The 16,891-nt window shown below is 68.1% G+C and carries 18 protein-coding genes; 6 read left to right on the forward strand and 12 right to left on the reverse strand.

From position 1 onward, the window contains the following. Positions 1–16 precede the first annotated feature (16 nt). From WJ12_RS18410 to argH, 3 genes are read right to left on the reverse strand one after another with little or no spacing between them, the layout of a single operon-like run. Complete coding sequence (locus tag WJ12_RS18410) at positions 17–820, reverse strand: amino acid ABC transporter ATP-binding protein (RefSeq protein ID WP_082744695.1); 804 nt, start codon at positions 818–820, stop codon at positions 17–19. Continuing rightward, complete coding sequence (locus WJ12_RS18415) at positions 817–1,713, reverse strand: amino acid ABC transporter permease (protein WP_082744696.1); 897 nt, start codon at positions 1,711–1,713, stop codon at positions 817–819. Before WJ12_RS18415 ends, WJ12_RS18410 begins: the two co-directional genes overlap by 4 nt. Then, positions 1,707–3,140, reverse strand: coding sequence for an argininosuccinate lyase (argH, locus tag WJ12_RS18420; RefSeq protein ID WP_059557928.1), 1,434 nt, complete (start codon positions 3,138–3,140; stop codon positions 1,707–1,709). Before argH ends, WJ12_RS18415 begins: the two co-directional genes overlap by 7 nt. 125 nt (positions 3,141–3,265) lie before the next feature. Here argH and WJ12_RS18425 point away from each other — a divergent pair, with 125 nt between their 5' ends. Next, a complete protein-coding gene (locus tag WJ12_RS18425) occupies positions 3,266–4,144 on the forward strand; it encodes a LysR substrate-binding domain-containing protein (protein WP_059557930.1) in 879 nt (292 codons plus the stop codon). A gap of 39 nt (positions 4,145–4,183) precedes the next feature. Here WJ12_RS18425 and WJ12_RS18430 read toward each other — a convergent pair whose 3' ends face one another. The 3 genes from WJ12_RS18430 to WJ12_RS18440 form a co-directional block, all read right to left on the reverse strand. Beyond that, complete coding sequence (locus WJ12_RS18430) at positions 4,184–4,714, reverse strand: GNAT family N-acetyltransferase (protein WP_059557932.1); 531 nt, start codon at positions 4,712–4,714, stop codon at positions 4,184–4,186. Between the two features lie 89 nt (positions 4,715–4,803). Beyond that, on the reverse strand, positions 4,804–5,913 hold the full coding sequence (locus tag WJ12_RS18435) for a DNA alkylation repair protein (protein WP_034190947.1): 1,110 nt from the start codon (positions 5,911–5,913) through the stop codon (positions 4,804–4,806). A gap of 175 nt (positions 5,914–6,088) precedes the next feature. Beyond that, positions 6,089–6,787 (reverse strand): hypothetical protein, encoded by a 699-nt coding sequence (locus tag WJ12_RS18440; RefSeq protein WP_059558012.1) that lies wholly within the window; start codon positions 6,785–6,787, stop codon positions 6,089–6,091. A gap of 370 nt (positions 6,788–7,157) precedes the next feature. Here WJ12_RS18440 and WJ12_RS37045 point away from each other — a divergent pair, with 370 nt between their 5' ends. The 4 genes from WJ12_RS37045 to WJ12_RS18450 all read left to right on the forward strand — a co-directional run bounded on the left by WJ12_RS37045 (position 7,158) and on the right by WJ12_RS18450 (position 9,581). Continuing rightward, a complete protein-coding gene (locus tag WJ12_RS37045) occupies positions 7,158–7,286 on the forward strand; it encodes a hypothetical protein (protein WP_257786220.1) in 129 nt (42 codons plus the stop codon). A gap of 29 nt (positions 7,287–7,315) precedes the next feature. Next, positions 7,316–7,486, forward strand: a complete 171-nt coding sequence (locus tag WJ12_RS34960; protein ID WP_080287969.1) for a helix-turn-helix domain-containing protein — start codon at positions 7,316–7,318, stop codon at positions 7,484–7,486. Positions 7,487–7,807: 321 nt separating this feature from the next. Then, positions 7,808–9,064: a sulfite dehydrogenase gene (soxC, locus tag WJ12_RS18445; RefSeq protein WP_059557934.1), complete on the forward strand. Its 1,257-nt coding sequence runs from the start codon at positions 7,808–7,810 to the stop codon at positions 9,062–9,064. Beyond that, on the forward strand, positions 9,057–9,581 hold the full coding sequence (locus tag WJ12_RS18450; protein WP_059557936.1) for a c-type cytochrome: 525 nt from the start codon (positions 9,057–9,059) through the stop codon (positions 9,579–9,581). The genes soxC and WJ12_RS18450 overlap by 8 nt, the downstream gene beginning before the upstream one ends. 274 nt (positions 9,582–9,855) lie before the next feature. Here the strand turns inward: WJ12_RS18450 and WJ12_RS18455 are convergent, their stop codons facing one another. From WJ12_RS18455 to WJ12_RS18480, 6 genes are all read right to left on the reverse strand, one after another. Beyond that, entirely contained in the window at positions 9,856–10,743 is an 888-nt protein-coding gene (locus tag WJ12_RS18455) for an ABC transporter permease (RefSeq protein ID WP_049036684.1), read from the reverse strand. After that, positions 10,740–11,729, reverse strand: coding sequence for an ABC transporter ATP-binding protein (locus WJ12_RS18460; protein ID WP_059557938.1), 990 nt, complete (start codon positions 11,727–11,729; stop codon positions 10,740–10,742). Before WJ12_RS18460 ends, WJ12_RS18455 begins: the two co-directional genes overlap by 4 nt. Before the next feature lie 67 nt (positions 11,730–11,796). After that, positions 11,797–12,828, reverse strand: coding sequence for an ABC transporter substrate-binding protein (locus WJ12_RS18465; protein WP_059557940.1), 1,032 nt, complete (start codon positions 12,826–12,828; stop codon positions 11,797–11,799). 48 nt (positions 12,829–12,876) lie between these two features. Further along, positions 12,877–13,803 carry a TauD/TfdA dioxygenase family protein gene (locus WJ12_RS18470; RefSeq protein WP_059557942.1) on the reverse strand — a complete coding sequence of 309 codons (927 nt, stop codon included), beginning with the start codon at positions 13,801–13,803 and terminating at the stop codon, positions 12,877–12,879. Positions 13,804–13,858: 55 nt separating this feature from the next. Then, complete coding sequence (locus WJ12_RS37070) at positions 13,859–14,305, reverse strand: AAA-type ATPase lid domain-containing protein (RefSeq protein WP_269435162.1); 447 nt, start codon at positions 14,303–14,305, stop codon at positions 13,859–13,861. A 118-nt stretch (positions 14,306–14,423) separates the two neighbouring features. Beyond that, the gene (locus WJ12_RS18480) at positions 14,424–15,164 is read right to left on the reverse strand and encodes a GntR family transcriptional regulator (protein WP_034190923.1); all 741 of its coding nucleotides are present in this window, start codon (positions 15,162–15,164) and stop codon (positions 14,424–14,426) included. A gap of 159 nt (positions 15,165–15,323) precedes the next feature. On the opposite strand from WJ12_RS18480, the gene WJ12_RS18485 reads away from it, so the two are divergent. Then, positions 15,324–16,886 carry an SLC13 family permease gene (locus tag WJ12_RS18485; protein WP_226104032.1) on the forward strand — a complete coding sequence of 521 codons (1,563 nt, stop codon included), beginning with the start codon at positions 15,324–15,326 and terminating at the stop codon, positions 16,884–16,886. The last annotated feature ends 5 nt before the right edge of the window (positions 16,887–16,891 follow it).

The raw sequence follows: 16,891 nt of genomic DNA on the forward strand, positions 1-16,891 counted from the left end.
GGGCGGCCCGGCCCGCTCATGCGATCACGGCCGAGATGAAGTCGCGCGTGCGCGCATGCGACGGCGCGGACAGCACCTGTTCCGGCGGCCCGCTCTCGACGATCCGGCCGCCGTCCATGAACACGACGCGATCGGCCACCTCGCGCGCGAAGCCGAGCTCGTGCGTGACGACGATCATCGTCATGCCGCTCTTCGCGAGATCGCGCATCACGGCGAGCACTTCGCCGACGAGTTCGGGATCGAGCGCCGACGTCGGCTCGTCGAACAGGATCAGTTGCGGATGCATCGCCAGCGCCCGCGCGATCGCGACGCGTTGCTGCTGGCCGCCCGACAGCTCGACCGGAAACGCGTCGCATTTGTGCGCGAGCCCGACACGCGCCAGCAGCGCGCGCGCCTCCTCCTCGGCTTGCGCGCGGCGGCGCTTGAGCACCTGCACGGGGCCCTCGATCACGTTCTCGAGCGCGGTCTTGTGCGGGAACAGGTTGAAGCGCTGGAACACCATGCTCGTCGCCAGCCGCTGGCGTGCGACCTGACGCTCCGTCAGCGCGTGGAGCCGGTTGCCGGTGCGCCGGTAGCCGGCCAGTTCGCCGTTGACCCACAGCGCGCCCGCGCTGATCGTCTCGAGCTGGTTGATGCAGCGCAGGAACGTGCTCTTGCCCGAGCCCGACGGCCCGATGATGCACAGCACTTCGCCCTGCGCGACGTCCAGCGTGATACCGTGCAGCGCCTGGAAATCGCCGTACGCCTTGCGTACGTCCACGGCGCGAACGACTGCGTTCGTCATGACGTTCTCCCGATGGTTGACGGTCGCGTCGCTCATGCGCGGCCTGCCGCACGGCCCGCGCCGCGCGCGAAGCGCCGTTCGACGCGGGCCTGCGCGAGCGACAGCACGGTGACGACCGCGAGATACCAGATGCCCGCGACGATCAGCAGCTCGATCACGCGGGCGTTCGCGTAGTAGATGTTCTGCGCGTTGTGCAGCATCTCCGCGTACTGGACGACGCTCGCGAGCGAGGTCAGCTTGACCATGCCGATCAGCTCGTTGCCGATCGGCGGCACGATCACGCGCATCGCCTGCGGCAGGATGATGCGGCGCAGCGCCTGCAGGTGCGGCATGCCGATAGATTTCGCGGCCTCGTACTGGCCGGTATCGACCGACAGCAGCCCCGCGCGCACGACTTCCGACGTATACGCGCCCTGGTTGATGCCGAGCCCGAGCAGCGCGGCAAGGAACGGCGTCATCACGTCGACGGTCCGGAATTCGGCGATGCCCGGGATGCCGAGGGTCGGAAACACCAGCGCGAGGTTGAACCACAGCAGCAGCTGCAGGATGATCGGCGTGCCGCGAAACAGCCAGATGTAACCCTGCGCGATCGCGCCGAGCACCGGGTTCGACGACAGCCGCATCACCGCGGTGACGACGCCGAGCACGATGCCGAGCGTCATCGCGAGGACGGTCATCACGATCGTGTTGCCGAGCCCGGTCAGGATCGAGCGCGCGGTCAGGAACTGGCCGACGACGCGCCACTCGATCTGCCCGCGCGCGAACGCGACGGCCACGTAGGCGAGCGCGACGATGATCGCGATCGAGGCGGCATAACGGCCCCAGTAGCGCCGGCGCACGCGCACGAGGCCGGCGGTCTCGTCTGCCGCGGCGCCGGCCGGCACCGGCGATGCGCCATCGAGGCGCCGCGAATCGGATGCACTCAGCATGACGGCCCCCGGTAGTCGGCCGCCCACGCGGCCTGGCGTTCGATCGCGCCGCTCAGGCGGCCGATCTGTTCGCGCACGCGTGCGGGCGACGTGCCGCCCGCGCCGCCGCGCGCCGCCACGGCCGCGTCGAGCGTCAGATGCGCGCGCACCGCCGGCGCGAGGCGCGGATCCACGGCCTGCAGCTGCTCCGCGCTCGCGTCGGCCAGTTCGATGCCGTCGTGCTCGCACACGCGCACGAGCGCGCCGGTGATCTCGTGTGCCTCGCTGAACGGCACGCCCGTCAGCGCGAGCCAGTCCGCGACCTCGGTGGCGAGCGTGAAGCCGAGCGGCGCCTGACGGCGCATCTCGTCGACGTTCACGCGCATCGTGCGAATCATCCCCGCCATCGCGGGCAGCACGAGTCCGAGCGTATCGATCGAATCGAACGCGGCGATCTTGTCTTCCGCGAGATCGCGGTTGTACGCGAGCGGCAGCGATTTCAGCGTCGCGAGCAGGCCGGACAGGTTGCCGATCAGGCGCCCCGCCTTGCCGCGCGTCAGCTCCGCGATGTCGGGGTTCTTCTTCTGCGGCATGATCGAGCTGCCGGTCGCGTAGCCGTCGTCGAGTTCCACCCAGCGGAATTGCCGCGACGTCCACAGGATCACTTCTTCCGACAGGCGGGACAGGTTCACGGCCAGCATGCTCGTGACGAACACGAATTCGGCGACGTGATCGCGCGCGGCCACCGCGTCGATCGAGTTCTCGCAGGGTGCGTCGTAACCGAGCTCCCGCGCCGACAGCTCGGGCCGCACGCAGATCGCCGAGCCGGCGAGCGCAGCGGCGCCGAGCGGCGAACGCGCAGTGCGACGGTCCCAGTCGACCAGGCGGTCGGCATCGCGATACAGCGCCTGCGCATGCGCGAGCAACTGATGCCCGAACACGATCGGCTGCGCGGGCTGCAGATGGGTGAAGCCGGCGGTCACCGTGTCGACGTGCCGGCTCGCCTGGCCGACCAGCGCATCCTGCAGGTCGAGCACGCCGCGCACGAGCCGGCGTGCGTGGTCGCGCAGATACAGGCGCAGGTCGTTCGCCGCCTGGTCGTTGCGCGAACGCCCGGCGCGCAGCTTGCCGCCGAGCGCCGGCAGCCGCTGCGTGAGCACCCGTTCGAGAAACGTATGGATATCCTCGTCGGCGAGCGACGGCGCGATCGCGCCCGCGGCGTAATCGCGTGCGATGCCGTCCAGCGCGGCCAGCAGTTGCGCGAGTTCGTCGTCGTTCACGATGCCGGCGCGGTTCAACTCGCGCGCATGCGCGCGCGAGCCGGCCAGGTCGTACGGCACGAGGCGGAAGAAACTCGGATCGGAACGCGACAGGTTCTGCAACGCGTCGGACGGTTCGGACTGGAAACGGCCGCCCCACAGGCGTTCGATCGGTTCGGTAAGGCTCATTGCGGTCGACCTCGACTCGGTTGGATGCCCCCAACTGTAGGCATTCAATTTTTTTTGTTGTAGCGAGAAATTGAATCCGCTTAAATGAAATTTTTCTCAGTATCGTCGCCGCCGACGCTCCCCCGATGCGCAACCGCCTGCCCCCGCTGAATCCGCTTCGCGCCTTCGAGGCCGCTGCCCGGCGCGGCAGCGTGGCGGCCGCCGCCGACGAGCTGCACGTGACCGCGAGCGCGGTCAGCCACCAGATCCGCATTCTCGAAAGCACGCTCGGCATCGCGCTGTTCGTCCGATCGAAGGCGCGCGTGAAGCTCACGCCCGAAGGCGAGGGGCTGCTGAAACCGGTCAGCGCCGCGTTCGACATGATCGCGAACGCCACCGTCAGGCTCGAATCGCCGGCCGCCGTCGGCGATCTCGCCGTATCGACGCCGCTGTCGCTGACGTCGCGCTGGCTCGCCCGGCACATCGGCGATTTTCTCGAGCGCTACCCGGGCATTCATCTGAAAGTGATTCCGTCGAACGACGAGCGCGAGATCCATTCGCCGGACGTCGACGTCTGCATCCGCTACGGGGAGGGCAACTGGCGCAACCGGCATGTCGAGCTGCTCGCGCATCCGGCGCTGTTCCCGGTCGTGAGCCCCGCGCTGATGAACGGGCGCGATGCGATCCGCAAGGTGCAGGATCTCGCCGGGCGCACGCTGTTCTGCGAACATGCGGGCTCGTGGATGCGCTGGCTGGCCGCAGCGAACGCCGACAAGCTGCCGGGCATCCGCATCCTCGAGATCGGCAACGCGCACATCGGCGTCGAAGCCGCGGCACACGGGCAAGGCGTCGCGCTCGGCGACAGCCTGTCGGTGCGCGACGACCTGATCGACGGCACGCTCGTGCGGCCGTTCAGCGAGACCGTGCCATCACGCCACGCGTACTATCTCGTCACGCGTCACGAGCTGACCGAGGCGCCGCTCGTGACCGCGTTCACGTCGTGGCTGCGCGCCCGTCTGGTGTGACGCGTGCCGCCGGCGGGTACCGCGGCGGCCGTGGTGCGATCAGGACGCGAGGCGCGCCAGGTCGTCCCATACGATGACGACGTTGTGCGACCGCCAGACCGGCCCCGCATCGACGTACTCGCCCGCGAGCCGGCCATCCAGCGCCGCGTAGAAGGCGAGCGCGGCATCGTTGCCCTTGACCACGCTCAACGCGGCGCCCGGATAATGCAAGCGGCTCAAATGCGTCGCGAGTCGTGCGAGCAGCTGGCGGCCGATGCCGCGGCGCTTGAATTCGGGATCGACGTACAGGAACTTGATTTCGCCGCGGCCGCCGAATACGGGCTCCGACGGCGCGCCGGCCATCCCGATGCCGACGATCCTGCCGCCGGCGTGTGCCACGAGCACCCGTTGACGGCCGTCGTTCGACATCAGCTTTTCCCGCCATGTCTTGCCGCGGTAATGCTCGTCGAGAATCGCATGGGCCTGCGCCGGCGCGAGGTCCCGATAGGTATGCCGCCAGACCTTCACGTGAAAATCGGCGATCGCCTGCGCATCGTCGATATGGGCAGTCCTGATGGATATTCCGGTCATGGGAGATTCTCTCGGCGGCCAGGCAAGCGCGGATGCGGTACACGCGGAGGATTGTCGACGATCCGGTCGGCGATGTCGAACGGCCATCCTCACATCGCGAGCTCGAAGAACGACCGCGCGACGACCTGGCCGTTGACGATCAGCTCGACCTCGTGCCGGCCCGCATAGTGCCGCCGCGTCGTGAAATCGCGGATCGCCCGGCTGTGCCGCAGCGCGACGCGCGCGCCGGGCTCGAGCGTCAGCCCCTTCAGCTTGAACACCTTCGGCGACGCCTCGCCATTTTGCTTCACGTACGCGATCCGGTAATCGACGACGAGCCGCTGCGCGGTGTCGGCCGTGGAATGCAGCTCGCAGTCGAGCGTGATCGATTCGCCGAGCACCACCTGCGCGGGCGTCACGCCGAACGGGCCGACGGCAAGCCGCGGCGCGCGTTCGGCACCGAGTATCGCGAGTGCACGCGCATCGCCCTGCTTCACGAGCGTGCGCAGCGCATGCCGGACGATCCAGCGCGTATGCGGATGGTCACCGCCCCAGCGTTCCGCACGGTCGAGCACCCAGGCCGGATGCGACTTCGCCACGTCGTTCAGGTGATTCGCGACCGAGCGGCGCACGTAGGCGCTCGGGTCCGCGCGCAGCGTGTCGAGAATCGGCGCCGCGAGCGCCGGGTCGGCCTCGATGTCGCGCAGGCGGAACGACCACGGCAGGCGCGGGCGGCTTCCCTCGCTGGCCAGCCGTCGCACGGCATCGTCCGCGTCGTGCGACCAGGCTTCCATGGTGGCGAGCGCACGCGCGGTATCGATGCGCAGGAATTCGCGCACCGCGAATTCCGACGTACCGAACGACGTGAAGCCTTTCAGCGCGTCCATCGAACGGTCGAACGCATGCCGACCGTACTGCCCGACGTAATCGGGTGCGATGAGCGACACGAATCCGCGGCCCAATCGTGGCGCCGCCTCCTGCAGCAACGCCAGCACGGCGTCGTAGCCGCCGGGCAATGCTTGCGCTGCCGCATCGATCGCCACGCTGGCGCGCCTGACGCGCGCCATCAGCGTCAGGTCGTCGAGGCCGTCGAGCGCCGTCGTCAGAAATGCCGCCCGGTCGAAACCGGGTTCGATCGCATGCAGCAGGTCGGACAGTGTTCGGAATTGTTGCTCGCCCAACGAATCTTTCAGCGGGGCGGAAGCCTGAGTAGTGGTCATGACGGAAGAGCGCCGATGTGCGCCGCGAATCAACGAATACGAAAGCGCACAGTATCGCCGAAGCTCGTGTCAATTCCTGTCAGTAGACTAGGTACGGCCGGAACCCTCTTGCGCGGGACGCGGCCGGCACACGTGGATCGCCTCTTTGGCGACGGCACCACGGGCGCGCCGCCGTTCACGGCTGCTCGCGCGAAACGCCTCCGGCGAACCGGTTTCGCCACTGCCCGCCGGCGAACGCAACGACGATCAGCGACAGATAACCAGCGACGAGCAGATGCCGCCAGCTGTCGAGCGCGGCGCGATGGGCCACCAGCGCGGCGTCGGGGGCCGGTGCGGCGAGACTGCCCGGCACGACCGCGCGCGTCATCTGCACGAATCCGGCCGCCGACAGCACGGGCAGCAGAATGAGCATGCCCAGCAGCACGAACCGCGCGCGATGGAAAAACGCGCGCCGGCGCAGATGAAACCATAGCCCGAGGCTGCCGTGCACCCACCCGGGCGCGAGCAGCGCGATCTGCAGGCCCTGCGTGCCGCTCGTCAGCAACGCCACGACGACCCGCGCATAGTTCGGTTCGAAGCCGTAGAACGACGTCGCGACGCGCGTGCCGACGACGTGACGGATCAACAGCAGCGGCAGGCTGAGTCCGGCCCACAGACGCAGCCACTCGGCCGGCGGCAGCGCCCAGTGCCGGCGGCCGTAGATGGTGCGGATCGCCAGCGCGAAATGCAGGCCGGCCGCGCCGTACAGCAGGATCGTTCCGGGCAGGCTTTGCCAGACGCCGATCGCCAGATGCAGGCCGCGCTCGGCGACGTCGATCGACCACATGCCGAGCGCGTGATTGATCATGTGAATGGAAATATAGATCCACAACATGATGCCGGACCCGAGCTGCAGCCTTCGCGCGGCACCGCGCACGCGGTCCCGGAACGCCGGCGATCGTGGCCCGTCGTTCGTCGTCGAGGCGGAACCGCGATCGCACGATGACTGGTCCGGAACGTCCCCGCGTAGCTGCTCCCCGTCGCTCATGGCTCCTCCCTGTCGATGCGTCCGGCACTTGATCCGCATACCGCGGCGCGGGCCGGTTTATTCCGGCAACGTGCGACATCCCGCGCGCGAAGCACCTCGCGCGGCGGCGGGAATAGACGCCGTGTGCGCAGGGTATACCGTGTGCGGGCACGACGGATCGCGCTCGTGACGTCCCGCCCCGCTTCCCCTCGCGGCGAGCGGGTTCGAGGAGACCATCATGTCCAACGTTCTGTCGCACTGGATCCTGATCGGCTGCGACGCATACGACGAGTATGTGTTCGTGCCGTGGCTCGGCAAATCGCTGTATCTGAGGACGGTCGCGCTGCGTCGCGTGTGCCTGCTGTGACAGGTTGATCAGCGTAACTGGACAATGATATGGACCCGAATCTTCTGCCGCTGCTCCCTGCGGCCGCGAAAGAACGGAATTTCCGCGCGGCGGCAGACCGGATGGGCGTCACCCGCTCCGCGGTCGGCCAGGGCATCCGGCGCTTGCGGTTGACGCACGCCGCCCCACGTGAAAGCCCCCGCGATGGTCGTCACATATGAGGCTCGTCAGGTCGTCCCACACGAAGGCGATGATGTGCGACCGCCGAACCGGTCCCGGATCGACATACTCGTCTGCTGGCCGGCAATTCGGCGCTTCGTAGACGTAGACAAAAATAAGGTTGTCATCGTGCGTGGCATCGCGAAAACCGTGTCAACTCCCTGCGATGGTGTTGCAGCGTCCAGCCGCTGCGATCACGCGTTATCCGCCCGCGAAATAGTCGCGATAAGCAAAGCGGGAATCGTTGTTTGCCGCGCCGCGCCCGGTTGCCGAGAATGTGCGTTTCCCCGCGCGCGGCTCCCGCGTGCAACCCGTGCCCGACCATGACCGATTCCCGCTTTCCTCCCCGCGCTTCGCGCCCCGGCCGGCGCGCCGCGCTGCGCCAGCTCGCCGGCGGCTGGGCGGCGGCGATGCTGCCTGTCGGCAGCGCGCTCGCGAGCCAGCCGCTCGAGGTGCCGCCATGGACGCGTGCGCCCGGTGCACCACTGCTGTCGCCACCCTACGGCGTGCCGGGGCAGCACGAGCACGACGTGATTCGCCGCAGCGCCCGCACGCCTGCGCTGCCCGGTTCCGGCTCGTCGCTGACACCGCTCGCCGACCTGTTCGGCGACATCACGCCGAACGGGCTCGTCTACGAGCGTCATCACGCGGGCGTGCCGGACATCGATGCGCAACGCCATCGGGTCGTCGTGCACGGCCTCGTGCGCGAGCCGCGCGTCTTCACGCTCGACGACCTGCTGCGTTTTCCGTCCGAATCGCGGATCCACTTCCTGGAATGCTCGGGTAACACGGGCAGCGAATGGAACGGCCCGAGCGGGCTGCCGGTCCAGTTCACGCACGGCTTGCTGTCGTGCTGCGAATGGACCGGCGTCCGGCTGTCGACGCTGCTCGACGAGACGGGCATCGATCCCGACGCACGCTGGCTGCTCGCCGAAGGCGCGGACGGCGCGGCGATGACGCGCAGCCTGCCGCTCGACCGGATCCTCGAGCGCGCGCTGGTCGTCTATGCGCAGAACGGCGAACGGCTGCGCCCCGAGAACGGCTACCCGGTGCGGCTGATCGTGCCGGGTTTCGAAGGCAACACGAACATCAAGTGGCTGCGACGGCTGAAGCTGGTGCGTGCGCCCGAGATGACGCGCGAGGAAACGTCGAAATACACGAATCTGCTGCCCGACGGCTGCGCGCGCCAGTTCGTGTTCGAGATGGACGCGAAATCGGTGATCACGCGGCCGTCGGCCGGCCATCGGCTCGCCGCGCACGGCTATTACCCGATCAGCGGCTACGCGTGGTCGGGCCGCGGCCGGATTCGCGCCGTCGACGTGTCGACCGACGGCGGTCGCACGTGGCAACCCGCACGGCTCGCCGGCGACGTACGCGATCGTGCGTTGACACGCTTCGAGGCCGACTGGGTATGGCGCGGCGAGCCGGCCGACCTGCAAAGCCGGGCAACCGACGAAACCGGCTACGTGCAGCCGACCCGCGACGCGCTCGTCGCCGCACGCGGCCTGAACTCGCAGTACCACTACAACGGCATCCAGAATTGGCGCGTGGGCACGGACGGCGAGGTGCGCAATGCGTAAGGTGCTCATTTGCCTGCTGGCGAGCTGCGCGATGACGTCGGGCGCGTTCGGCGCCGGCTTCGGCCTCGGACAGCCGGTCGATCGCGCGGCGCTCGCCGCGTGGGACATCGACGTCGCGCCGGACGGCACTGGCCTGCCACCCGGCGCGGGCACGGTCGCACGCGGCGGCCACGTGTTCGCCGACAAATGCGCGATGTGTCACGGCGCCGGCGGCGAAGGCGGTGTCGGCGATCCGCTCGTGGGCGGCATCGGCTCGCTCGCGAGCGCGAAGCCCAAAAAGACGGTCGGCAGCTACTGGCCCTACGCGACGACGCTGTTCGACTATATTCGCCGGGCAATGCCGTACAACGCGCCGCAATCGCTGAGCGCGGACGACGTCTACGCGGTCACCGCGTACGTCCTCCACCTGAACGGCATCGTGCCCGGCGACGCCCGGCTCGACGCGCGCACGCTGCCGCGCGTGAAGATGCCGAACCGCGACGGCTTCGTGCCCGACCCCAGGCCGGGCAAGCTATGACCCGTCTCGCTCCGCTTGCCGCCGCATCGGGCAGTGCACCCGCGCGCGTCGCGCCATGCGTCGCGCGGATCGAGCGCATCACGGGCAGTCATTCGGCAGATCCTTGTTCGCGTAGATCGGAGAGCATCGCGGCAGCGCACGACGCGGCATCCGTTATGCGGCGTACGTGACACGCCGTCCGCAAGTACAGGGACCCACCCGCCGCGCGCGAAAAGCCGACTTCAGCTTACGTTCCGCATGCGCCGGGATTGATCGCGTCCGGACGCGTCAATACTCAGTGCTGAATGCCCCAGCGCCGCACGGTCGCGCGTTCGAGCGTATCGAACACGAGGTTCTCGACCAGCAGCCCGATCACGATGACGGCCGCGAGGCCCGCGAACACGCGATCCGTATACAGCTCGTTGCGGTTCTGGAAGATGTACCAGCCGAGCCCGCCCTGGCCCGCGCTCGCGCCGAATACGAGCTCGGCCGCGATCAGCGTGCGCCACGCGAATGCCCAGCCGACGCGCAACCCCGACAGGATCGACGGCAGCGCGGCAGGCACGAGAATCAGCGCGATCTGGCGCAGGCCCGTGAGCCCGTAGTTGCGCCCGGCCATTTTCAGCGTGACCGGTACGCCGGCGAAGCCGGTATACATGCTCAGCGCGAGCGGCCACAGCACCGCGTGCACGAGCACGAACAGCAGGCTGCCGGTGCCGAGCCCGAACCACAGCAGCGCGATCGGCAACAACGCAATGGACGGCAGCGGATTGAACATCGACGTGAGCATCGTCAGCAGATCGCGGCCGATGCGCGTGGACACGGCAAGCGACGTCAGCGCGAACGCCAGCAGCACGCCCAGCGCATAGCCGCGCAGCAGCACCGACATCGAGATGCCGGTCTTGACCAGCAGTTCGCCCGACTCGATGCCTTGCACGAATGCGGCCAGCGTCGCACCGAAGGTCGGGACGAGCAGATCGTTCGCGACGATGCGCGCGACGATCTCCCATGCGGCGATCAGCACGAGCGCGATGACGCCGCGGCGAAACCACGCGGCCCCGGCGATGCGGCGCAGCAGCGGTGCCGGCGCCGCGCGCTCGGCTTCGGGCGGCGTGACGAGCGTGCGGGTGTATTCGTCGCGCACGGGCGGCAGCGGCGGCAGGACCGGATCGATCGTACTCATGATGCGGCGTCCTCCGTCGTCGGTACATGGGGGGCGTCGGTGTCGAATAGCAGGCGATGGATCCGTGCGACGTTGTCGCGGAAGTCGCCGGTGTCGACGTTGTCGAGCGAATGCTCGTGACTGTTGAGTTCCGCGCGCACGCGGCCCGGGTGCGGCGACAGCAGCAGAATCCGGTTGCCGACCACGAGCGCCTCCTCGATCGAATGCGTGACGAACAACAGCGTGAAGCGGAATTCGTCCCACAGCCGCAGCAGTTCCTCCTGCATCTTGCGGCGCGTGAGCGCATCGAGCGCGGCGAACGGTTCGTCCATCAGCAGCACGCGCGGCTGCATCGCCAGCGCCCGCGCGATCGCGACGCGCTGTTTCATGCCGCCCGATAACGTATGCGGATAGGCGTCGGCAAACGCGCCCAGGCCGACCTTGTCGAGATAGTGCAGCGCGCGCTCGCGTGCTTCGGCGCGCGACAGCTTGGCGGCGACACGCAACGGAAACGCGACGTTCTCGACGACCGTCTTCCACGGCGGCAACTGGTCGAATTCCTGGAACACGACGACGCGGTCGGGCCCCGGCCCGCGCACGGGCCGGCCGTCGAGCGCGATCGAACCCGAGACCGGCTCGATGAAGCCGGCGATTGCCTTCAGCAGCGTCGACTTCCCGCATCCCGACGGGCCGAGCAGCACGAAGCGGTCGCTGCCGTACACGTCGAAGCTCACCTGATGCGTCGCGCGCACGATCCGCGCGCCGCTGCGGTATTCGAGGCTGACCTGGTCGATGGCCAGCAGGCGTTCGCTGTGCGCACCGGCCTGCGCGGCATCCCCTGCCGGCTGCCCGGCGGCGCCTGTATCGGGGGCGGCGGATGCGACCGGCGACGCGCCGCCGCGTGCCGCATACGGCGGCAACCAGGTTCGGGGAGAAGTGGCGTTCACGATCGAATCTCTTGCGGGAAAAACATCAACATACGGCCGGGCGTCGCGCGGACCAACCATCGATTGCGCATATCGAAACCGCGCCGACGCATAAGCGTCGATCGCGGCGTCGCAGCGTCGACTCCGCTCAACTACCGCCGGCGGTCGCGGGATCGTCGAAGAAGTAGTCGCGCCACGACTTCGGCTCGTTGCGGATCGCGCCGGTGCGATGCATGAACTGCGCGAGCGGCAGCGTGTTCTGCGGCGCGGTCTTGAACTGCACCTGCGGATTGCGCAGGATCTTCAGCAGCAGTGCGCGATCGATCTTCGAACCGTTCACGCGAATATAGGTGTCGGCCGCGCGCTCCGGATCGGCCGCGATCTGCCGTGCGGCGTCGGCCAGCGCGGCGACGAACGCACGATAGGTCTTCGGGTTGTCGTCGCGGAATTTCTCGGTCGCGTACAGCACCGTCGCGGAACTCGGGCCGCCGAGCACGTCGTACGAATTCAGCACGATGTGCGCGTTCGGGTTGCCGGCAAGTTCCTGCTCCTGGAACGGCGGATTGCCGAAGTGGCCGGTGATCACGTTGCTGTTCGCGAGAATCGCGGCCGTCGCGTCGGGATGCGGAATCGCCTGCGTGAGCGGGTCGAGCTTGTCGAACTGCTTGTCGCCCCACTGCTTCGCGGCCGCGTACTGCAGCACACGCGACTGCACCGACACGCCGACCGCCGGCACCGCGATGCGGTCCTTCGCGCTGAGGTCGGCGATCGTCTTCACGTTCGGGTTGCTGCTCACGAGGTAGTACGGAAAATTGCCGAGCGACGCGACGCCCTTCACGTTCTGCCGGCCACGCGTGCGGTCCCACACGGTCAGGAGCGGGCCGACGCCCGCGCCCGCGATGTCCACCGCGCCGGACAGCAGCGCGTCGTTGACGGCCGCGCCGCCCGACAACCGCACCCAGTCGACCTTGATGTCGAGACCGGCCTTGCGCCCTTCCTTCTCGATCAGTTGCTGGTCGCGCGCGACGTTCAGCATCAGGTAGACGACGCCGAACTGCTCGGCGATGCGGATGCGCCCCTCCGCCTGCGCGGCTTGCGGGATCACCGCGCCCGCGAAGGCGAGCGCGGCGGTGAGTATGGCCGCCAGCGCGCGACGCGCCGGCAAGAACGAAAACGACATCGGAACTCCGGTCGGGATGAGGCAGGAATGAATGACGCGGCGCGCGGCTCAGAAAGGCGCGTCGCCTTCGATCGTCGTGCGGTACAGCTTGCGGCGCAGGTGGTCGGGCGTGCCGGCGGCAAGATGCATCAGCGAACGGTTGTCCCAGAACACCAGATCGTGGTCGCGCCATGCGTGCCGATACAGGTGCTCGGCGCGGACGCTGTGCGCGAACAGTTCGTCGAGCAGCGCGCGGCTTTCGTCGTCGGGCAGCCCGACGATGCACGTCGTGAAATGCTCGCTGACGAACAGCGCCTTGCGGCCCGTTTCCGGATGCGTGCGCACGACCGGATGAACGACCGCCGCGACCTGCGCGATCTGCTCGGGCGACAGGTTCGGCCGCCACGGGCTGCGCGCCTGCAGTTCCGCATAACGCGCGAGATACGTATGCTCGGCGCGCCGCCCTTCGACCGCGCGACGCAAGTGAGCCGGCAGCGTGTCCCACGCGAGATGCATGTTCGCGAACAGCGTGTCGCCGCCTTCCGCCGGCAGTTCCTGCGCGTGCAGCAGCGAGCCGAGGCTCGGTTTTTCCTTGTACGACAGGTCGGAATGCCAGAAATGGCCGGCGTCGCCGAGCCCGACCGGTTTGCCGTTCTCGACGATGTTCGACACGATCAGCACTTCCGGGTGGCCGGCCAGCGCGAACTGATGGAGCACGTGAATCTGCAGCGGGCCGAAGCGGCGGCTGAACGCGATGTGCTCGTCCGGCGTGATGCGCTGATCGCGAAACACCAGCACGTGGTGATCGAGATGCGCACGATGGATGCGCGCGAAATCGTCGGCGTCGAGCGGTTTCGACAGGTCGAGGCCGATGACCTCGGCGCCGAGCGGCGCGTCGAACGGCACGATGTCGAAATGCTGCGCCGCGCCGTCCGGCCGCAAGGCGGGATGCCCGGCGGAAAGCGTTGCGGCATCGCGGATGGCGGTAGTCGTCACGGCACGGCCTCTGATTCGGTCAAAACGCGAATCTACGAGGCCTTGCCGGCACGCGTCAACGAAGCGATTCGGATACGTTTATCTGCTGCGGTGATAAAGATCGCTGCTCGCGCATACGGGGCCGATCGGGGGCGGTGCGCACCTGGCTGAACCGGCAATGCTCGAACGCCTCCGGGAACTTCAGGTGCTCCGGGCGAATCCGGTTGCCGTTCGATACGAGCGGCGCCAGGTGCATGACGTTTTCCAGCTCGCGGACATTACCGGGCCAAGAGTGCGCTTGCAGCGCATGGATCGTGCCCTCGGACGATATCGGCTGCGGCCACTCGCGCAGCGGCGGCAGGCGCACGCGGACGAGATTGATGCGATCGCGCGCGCACCGAAAGGGGGCGATGCTCGCTTTCCGGCAACGCAATGAGCGGAGGGGAATCTGTGCGGTCGCCCATGGTCCGGGCGCGAGAGGAACGGTTGACGATACCGGCATCCGCCCAAGCGGCTTGATCATAGTCAACCTCGAGCGCCCCCAAAATTCCGATTGCGGTGATGCTTCGCTGCCGCGCGCAAATAACGAATCTAGTGCGTGTCGCGCAACGCGGCCAGTGAACGGGCGGCCGCATACCCCGTCAGCCGACGAATCTAGCCTCCACCCCGCTGTGCACGAGGAGGTCGAAACGCTCCGGCCGAATGTGGAACACCGTCGATTCGCAGGTACGGCCGTCCGCCAGGCGCGACGTGCGCCGCAGCACGAGTAGCGGCGAATGCGCGCCGACCCGGAGGCGCTCCGCAACGTCTTCGGGCGCCCCCACGGCCGTGACCGACATGTCGGCGTCCGTCATGCGCCAGCCAAGCACGCTTTCCAGCACCTCGTAGGTCGACATCCGCTCGGCCTGCTCGAAGGTGACGGTCGCGGCGTCGGGCAGCAGGCAGGTCTGCGCGAGCGCGATCGGCTCGTCGTCGACCCAATGCACGCGTTCAAGATAGACGCAACGCGCGACGTCGTCGGCAAAGACGTGGCGCAGGCCCGGCGGCACGTCGCATGCCTCGAACCGCAGCAACGTCATCCGGGCGCGGGCGCCCTGATCGGCGATCGAATCGTGGAGCCCGCGCAGCACGTCGAGCCGATGCCGCAGCCGCTGCTTCGCGGCGAACGTCCCTTTGCCCTGCTTGCGCTCGACGATGCGCGCGTCGCTCAGCCGATCGAGCGCGAGCCTGACGGTCACGCGGCTGACCTGAAAACGCTCGCTCAACTGTGCCTCCGAAGGCAGCTTGCCGCTCGGCTCGTACACACCGCGTTCGATCTCGTCGCGCAGTGTCGTCGCAAGCTGCTCGTAAAGCGATGTCGTGTCGTCACGCACCAGCGTCATCTGGTCCTTCCTCGTCGTGCTGGGTCCGCGCTATGCGCGTCTCCCGATATCGATATGAAAAGCAATTGGAACGCCCAACTTGTATTAATACGTATTATCACATCTCGACAGACGTTCGGGGGCCGCGTTTCGCGGTCCCGACGCCCGGGGAGCATACCAGTGACTGAAAACGCAATCGGCACGCCGCCGCTCGATGGCGCGCAGGCCAGCCGGCCGACACGAACCGAACCGGCCATTGCGCCGCGCATCGATCCGCACGCGACGGGTCGGTCGCGCGGTGCACGGTGGCGTGCGGCGATCGGCTTCACCACCGCGTGGCTCGCGTTCTTCGCGATCGCATGGTGGCTGCCCGCGCCTGCGCATCTGTCGGCCGAAGGGAAGGCGACGCTTGCCGTCGTCGCCTGGGTCGCGATCGTATGGATCACCGAAGCCATTCCCGTCGGCGTAAGCGGCATCCTGCTGCCGATGCTGCTCGTGCTGTCGCACGCGAGCCCGTCGTTCCCGAAGGCGGCCAGCGGCTTCGCCGCGCCGGTCGTGTTCCTCTGCCTCGCCGCGTTCCTGTTTTCCGCGATCATGCAGGCAAGCGGGCTCGACCGCCGCGTCGCGCTGCTGCTGCTCGACCGGCTGAAGGTCCGCACGGCCAACGGCGTGATCTGGGCAATGTTCGCGGTGAACTGCGTGATGGCGCTCGTCGTGCCGGCCGCGAATGCACGTGCCGCGACGCTGCTGCCGGTCACGAACGGCATCGTCCGGCTGTTCGGCGAATCGCCGCGCGAACGCGCCGCGCGCAAGGCGATCGTGATCCAGACGCTCGTGTACGGCGCGATGATCAGCGGCATGTGCATCCTGACGGCTCATCTGCCGAACATGGTCGTGACCGGCTTGCTCGAGAAACAGCTCGGCATCCGGATCTCGTACCTGACGTGGCTGAAGCTGCAGTGGCCGTACCTCGGGATGTTCGCGATCACGCAAGCCTGGGTGCAATTCCATTTCCGCTCGCGCGCCGTCGCGATTCCGGGCGGGTCCGGCGCGATCGCGGCGATGCGCGAGGCGCAACCGCCCGCGGCGCGCAACGACTGGACCGTACTTGCACTGTTCGCGGCCGTCGCCGTGTTGTGGGCGACCGAGCCGCTGCATCACCTGCCGTCGGAAATCGTCGCGCTGATCGCGCTGGCGCTGCTGTTCGCGCCCGGCGTGCTGCGCTTCGGCTGGGCCGAAGTCGAACAGCGCACGATCTGGGGCACGCTGTTCCTGCTCGCCGGTGCGTTGTCGCTGTCGTCGGCGATCAGTGCGTCGGGGCTCGCAAGCTGGGCCGCCGATCACGTCTACGTCGCCGCGCGCGGGCACGGCTGGTGGCTCGCCATCGCGATCGTGATGCTCGGCACGCACGTGATCCGTATCGGCATGCTGTCCAACGTCGCGGCCGTCACGATGATCGCGCCGATCGCGCTCGCGCTCGCACCGCGCCTCGGGCTGCATCCGGTCGCGTTCACGATGCTCGTCAGCGATACCGACAGCTTCGCCTATCTGCTGCCGACGCAGATCACCGCCGGCGTCATCGCGTACAGCAGCGGCGCGTTCTCGACGGCCGATTATGCGAAGGTCGGCGCGGTGTCGGTGCTCATCGCGATCGTCTACGGCCTCTGCGTGATCGCACCGTGGTACGCATACATGGGCATTCCCGTCTGGGACGCGAGCGCGCCCTGGCCGTTCGCGCATTGACGCGC

It is taken from the genome of Burkholderia seminalis (assembly GCF_001718535.1).
GTDB classification, from domain to species: Bacteria; Pseudomonadota; Gammaproteobacteria; order Burkholderiales; family Burkholderiaceae; genus Burkholderia; species Burkholderia seminalis.

What these genes read in the sequence shown, in the direction of transcription:
- WJ12_RS18415 (WP_082744696.1), bottom strand. Translation starts at nt 1,713, where the DNA reads ATGCTGAGTGCATCCGATTCGCGGCGCCTCGATGGCGCATCGCCGGTG.
- WJ12_RS18450 (WP_059557936.1), top strand. Translation starts at nt 9,057, where the DNA reads ATGCGTAAGGTGCTCATTTGCCTGCTGGCGAGCTGCGCGATGACGTCG.
- WJ12_RS37045 (WP_257786220.1), top strand. Translation starts at nt 7,158, where the DNA reads ATGTCCAACGTTCTGTCGCACTGGATCCTGATCGGCTGCGACGCATAC.
- soxC (WP_059557934.1), top strand. Translation starts at nt 7,808, where the DNA reads ATGACCGATTCCCGCTTTCCTCCCCGCGCTTCGCGCCCCGGCCGGCGC.
- WJ12_RS18410 (WP_082744695.1), bottom strand. Translation starts at nt 820, where the DNA reads ATGAGCGACGCGACCGTCAACCATCGGGAGAACGTCATGACGAACGCA.
- WJ12_RS18435 (WP_034190947.1), bottom strand. Translation starts at nt 5,913, where the DNA reads ATGACCACTACTCAGGCTTCCGCCCCGCTGAAAGATTCGTTGGGCGAG.
- WJ12_RS18460 (WP_059557938.1), bottom strand. Translation starts at nt 11,729, where the DNA reads ATGGTTGGTCCGCGCGACGCCCGGCCGTATGTTGATGTTTTTCCCGCA.
- WJ12_RS18425 (WP_059557930.1), top strand. Translation starts at nt 3,266, where the DNA reads ATGCGCAACCGCCTGCCCCCGCTGAATCCGCTTCGCGCCTTCGAGGCC.
- WJ12_RS18430 (WP_059557932.1), bottom strand. Translation starts at nt 4,714, where the DNA reads ATGACCGGAATATCCATCAGGACTGCCCATATCGACGATGCGCAGGCG.
- WJ12_RS18455 (WP_049036684.1), bottom strand. Translation starts at nt 10,743, where the DNA reads ATGAGTACGATCGATCCGGTCCTGCCGCCGCTGCCGCCCGTGCGCGAC.
- WJ12_RS37070 (WP_269435162.1), bottom strand. Translation starts at nt 14,305, where the DNA reads ATGATCAAGCCGCTTGGGCGGATGCCGGTATCGTCAACCGTTCCTCTC.
- WJ12_RS18480 (WP_034190923.1), bottom strand. Translation starts at nt 15,164, where the DNA reads ATGACGCTGGTGCGTGACGACACGACATCGCTTTACGAGCAGCTTGCG.
- WJ12_RS18465 (WP_059557940.1), bottom strand. Translation starts at nt 12,828, where the DNA reads ATGTCGTTTTCGTTCTTGCCGGCGCGTCGCGCGCTGGCGGCCATACTC.
- argH (WP_059557928.1), bottom strand. Translation starts at nt 3,140, where the DNA reads ATGAGCCTTACCGAACCGATCGAACGCCTGTGGGGCGGCCGTTTCCAG.
- WJ12_RS18440 (WP_059558012.1), bottom strand. Translation starts at nt 6,787, where the DNA reads ATGTTGTGGATCTATATTTCCATTCACATGATCAATCACGCGCTCGGC.
- WJ12_RS34960 (WP_080287969.1), top strand. Translation starts at nt 7,316, where the DNA reads ATGGACCCGAATCTTCTGCCGCTGCTCCCTGCGGCCGCGAAAGAACGG.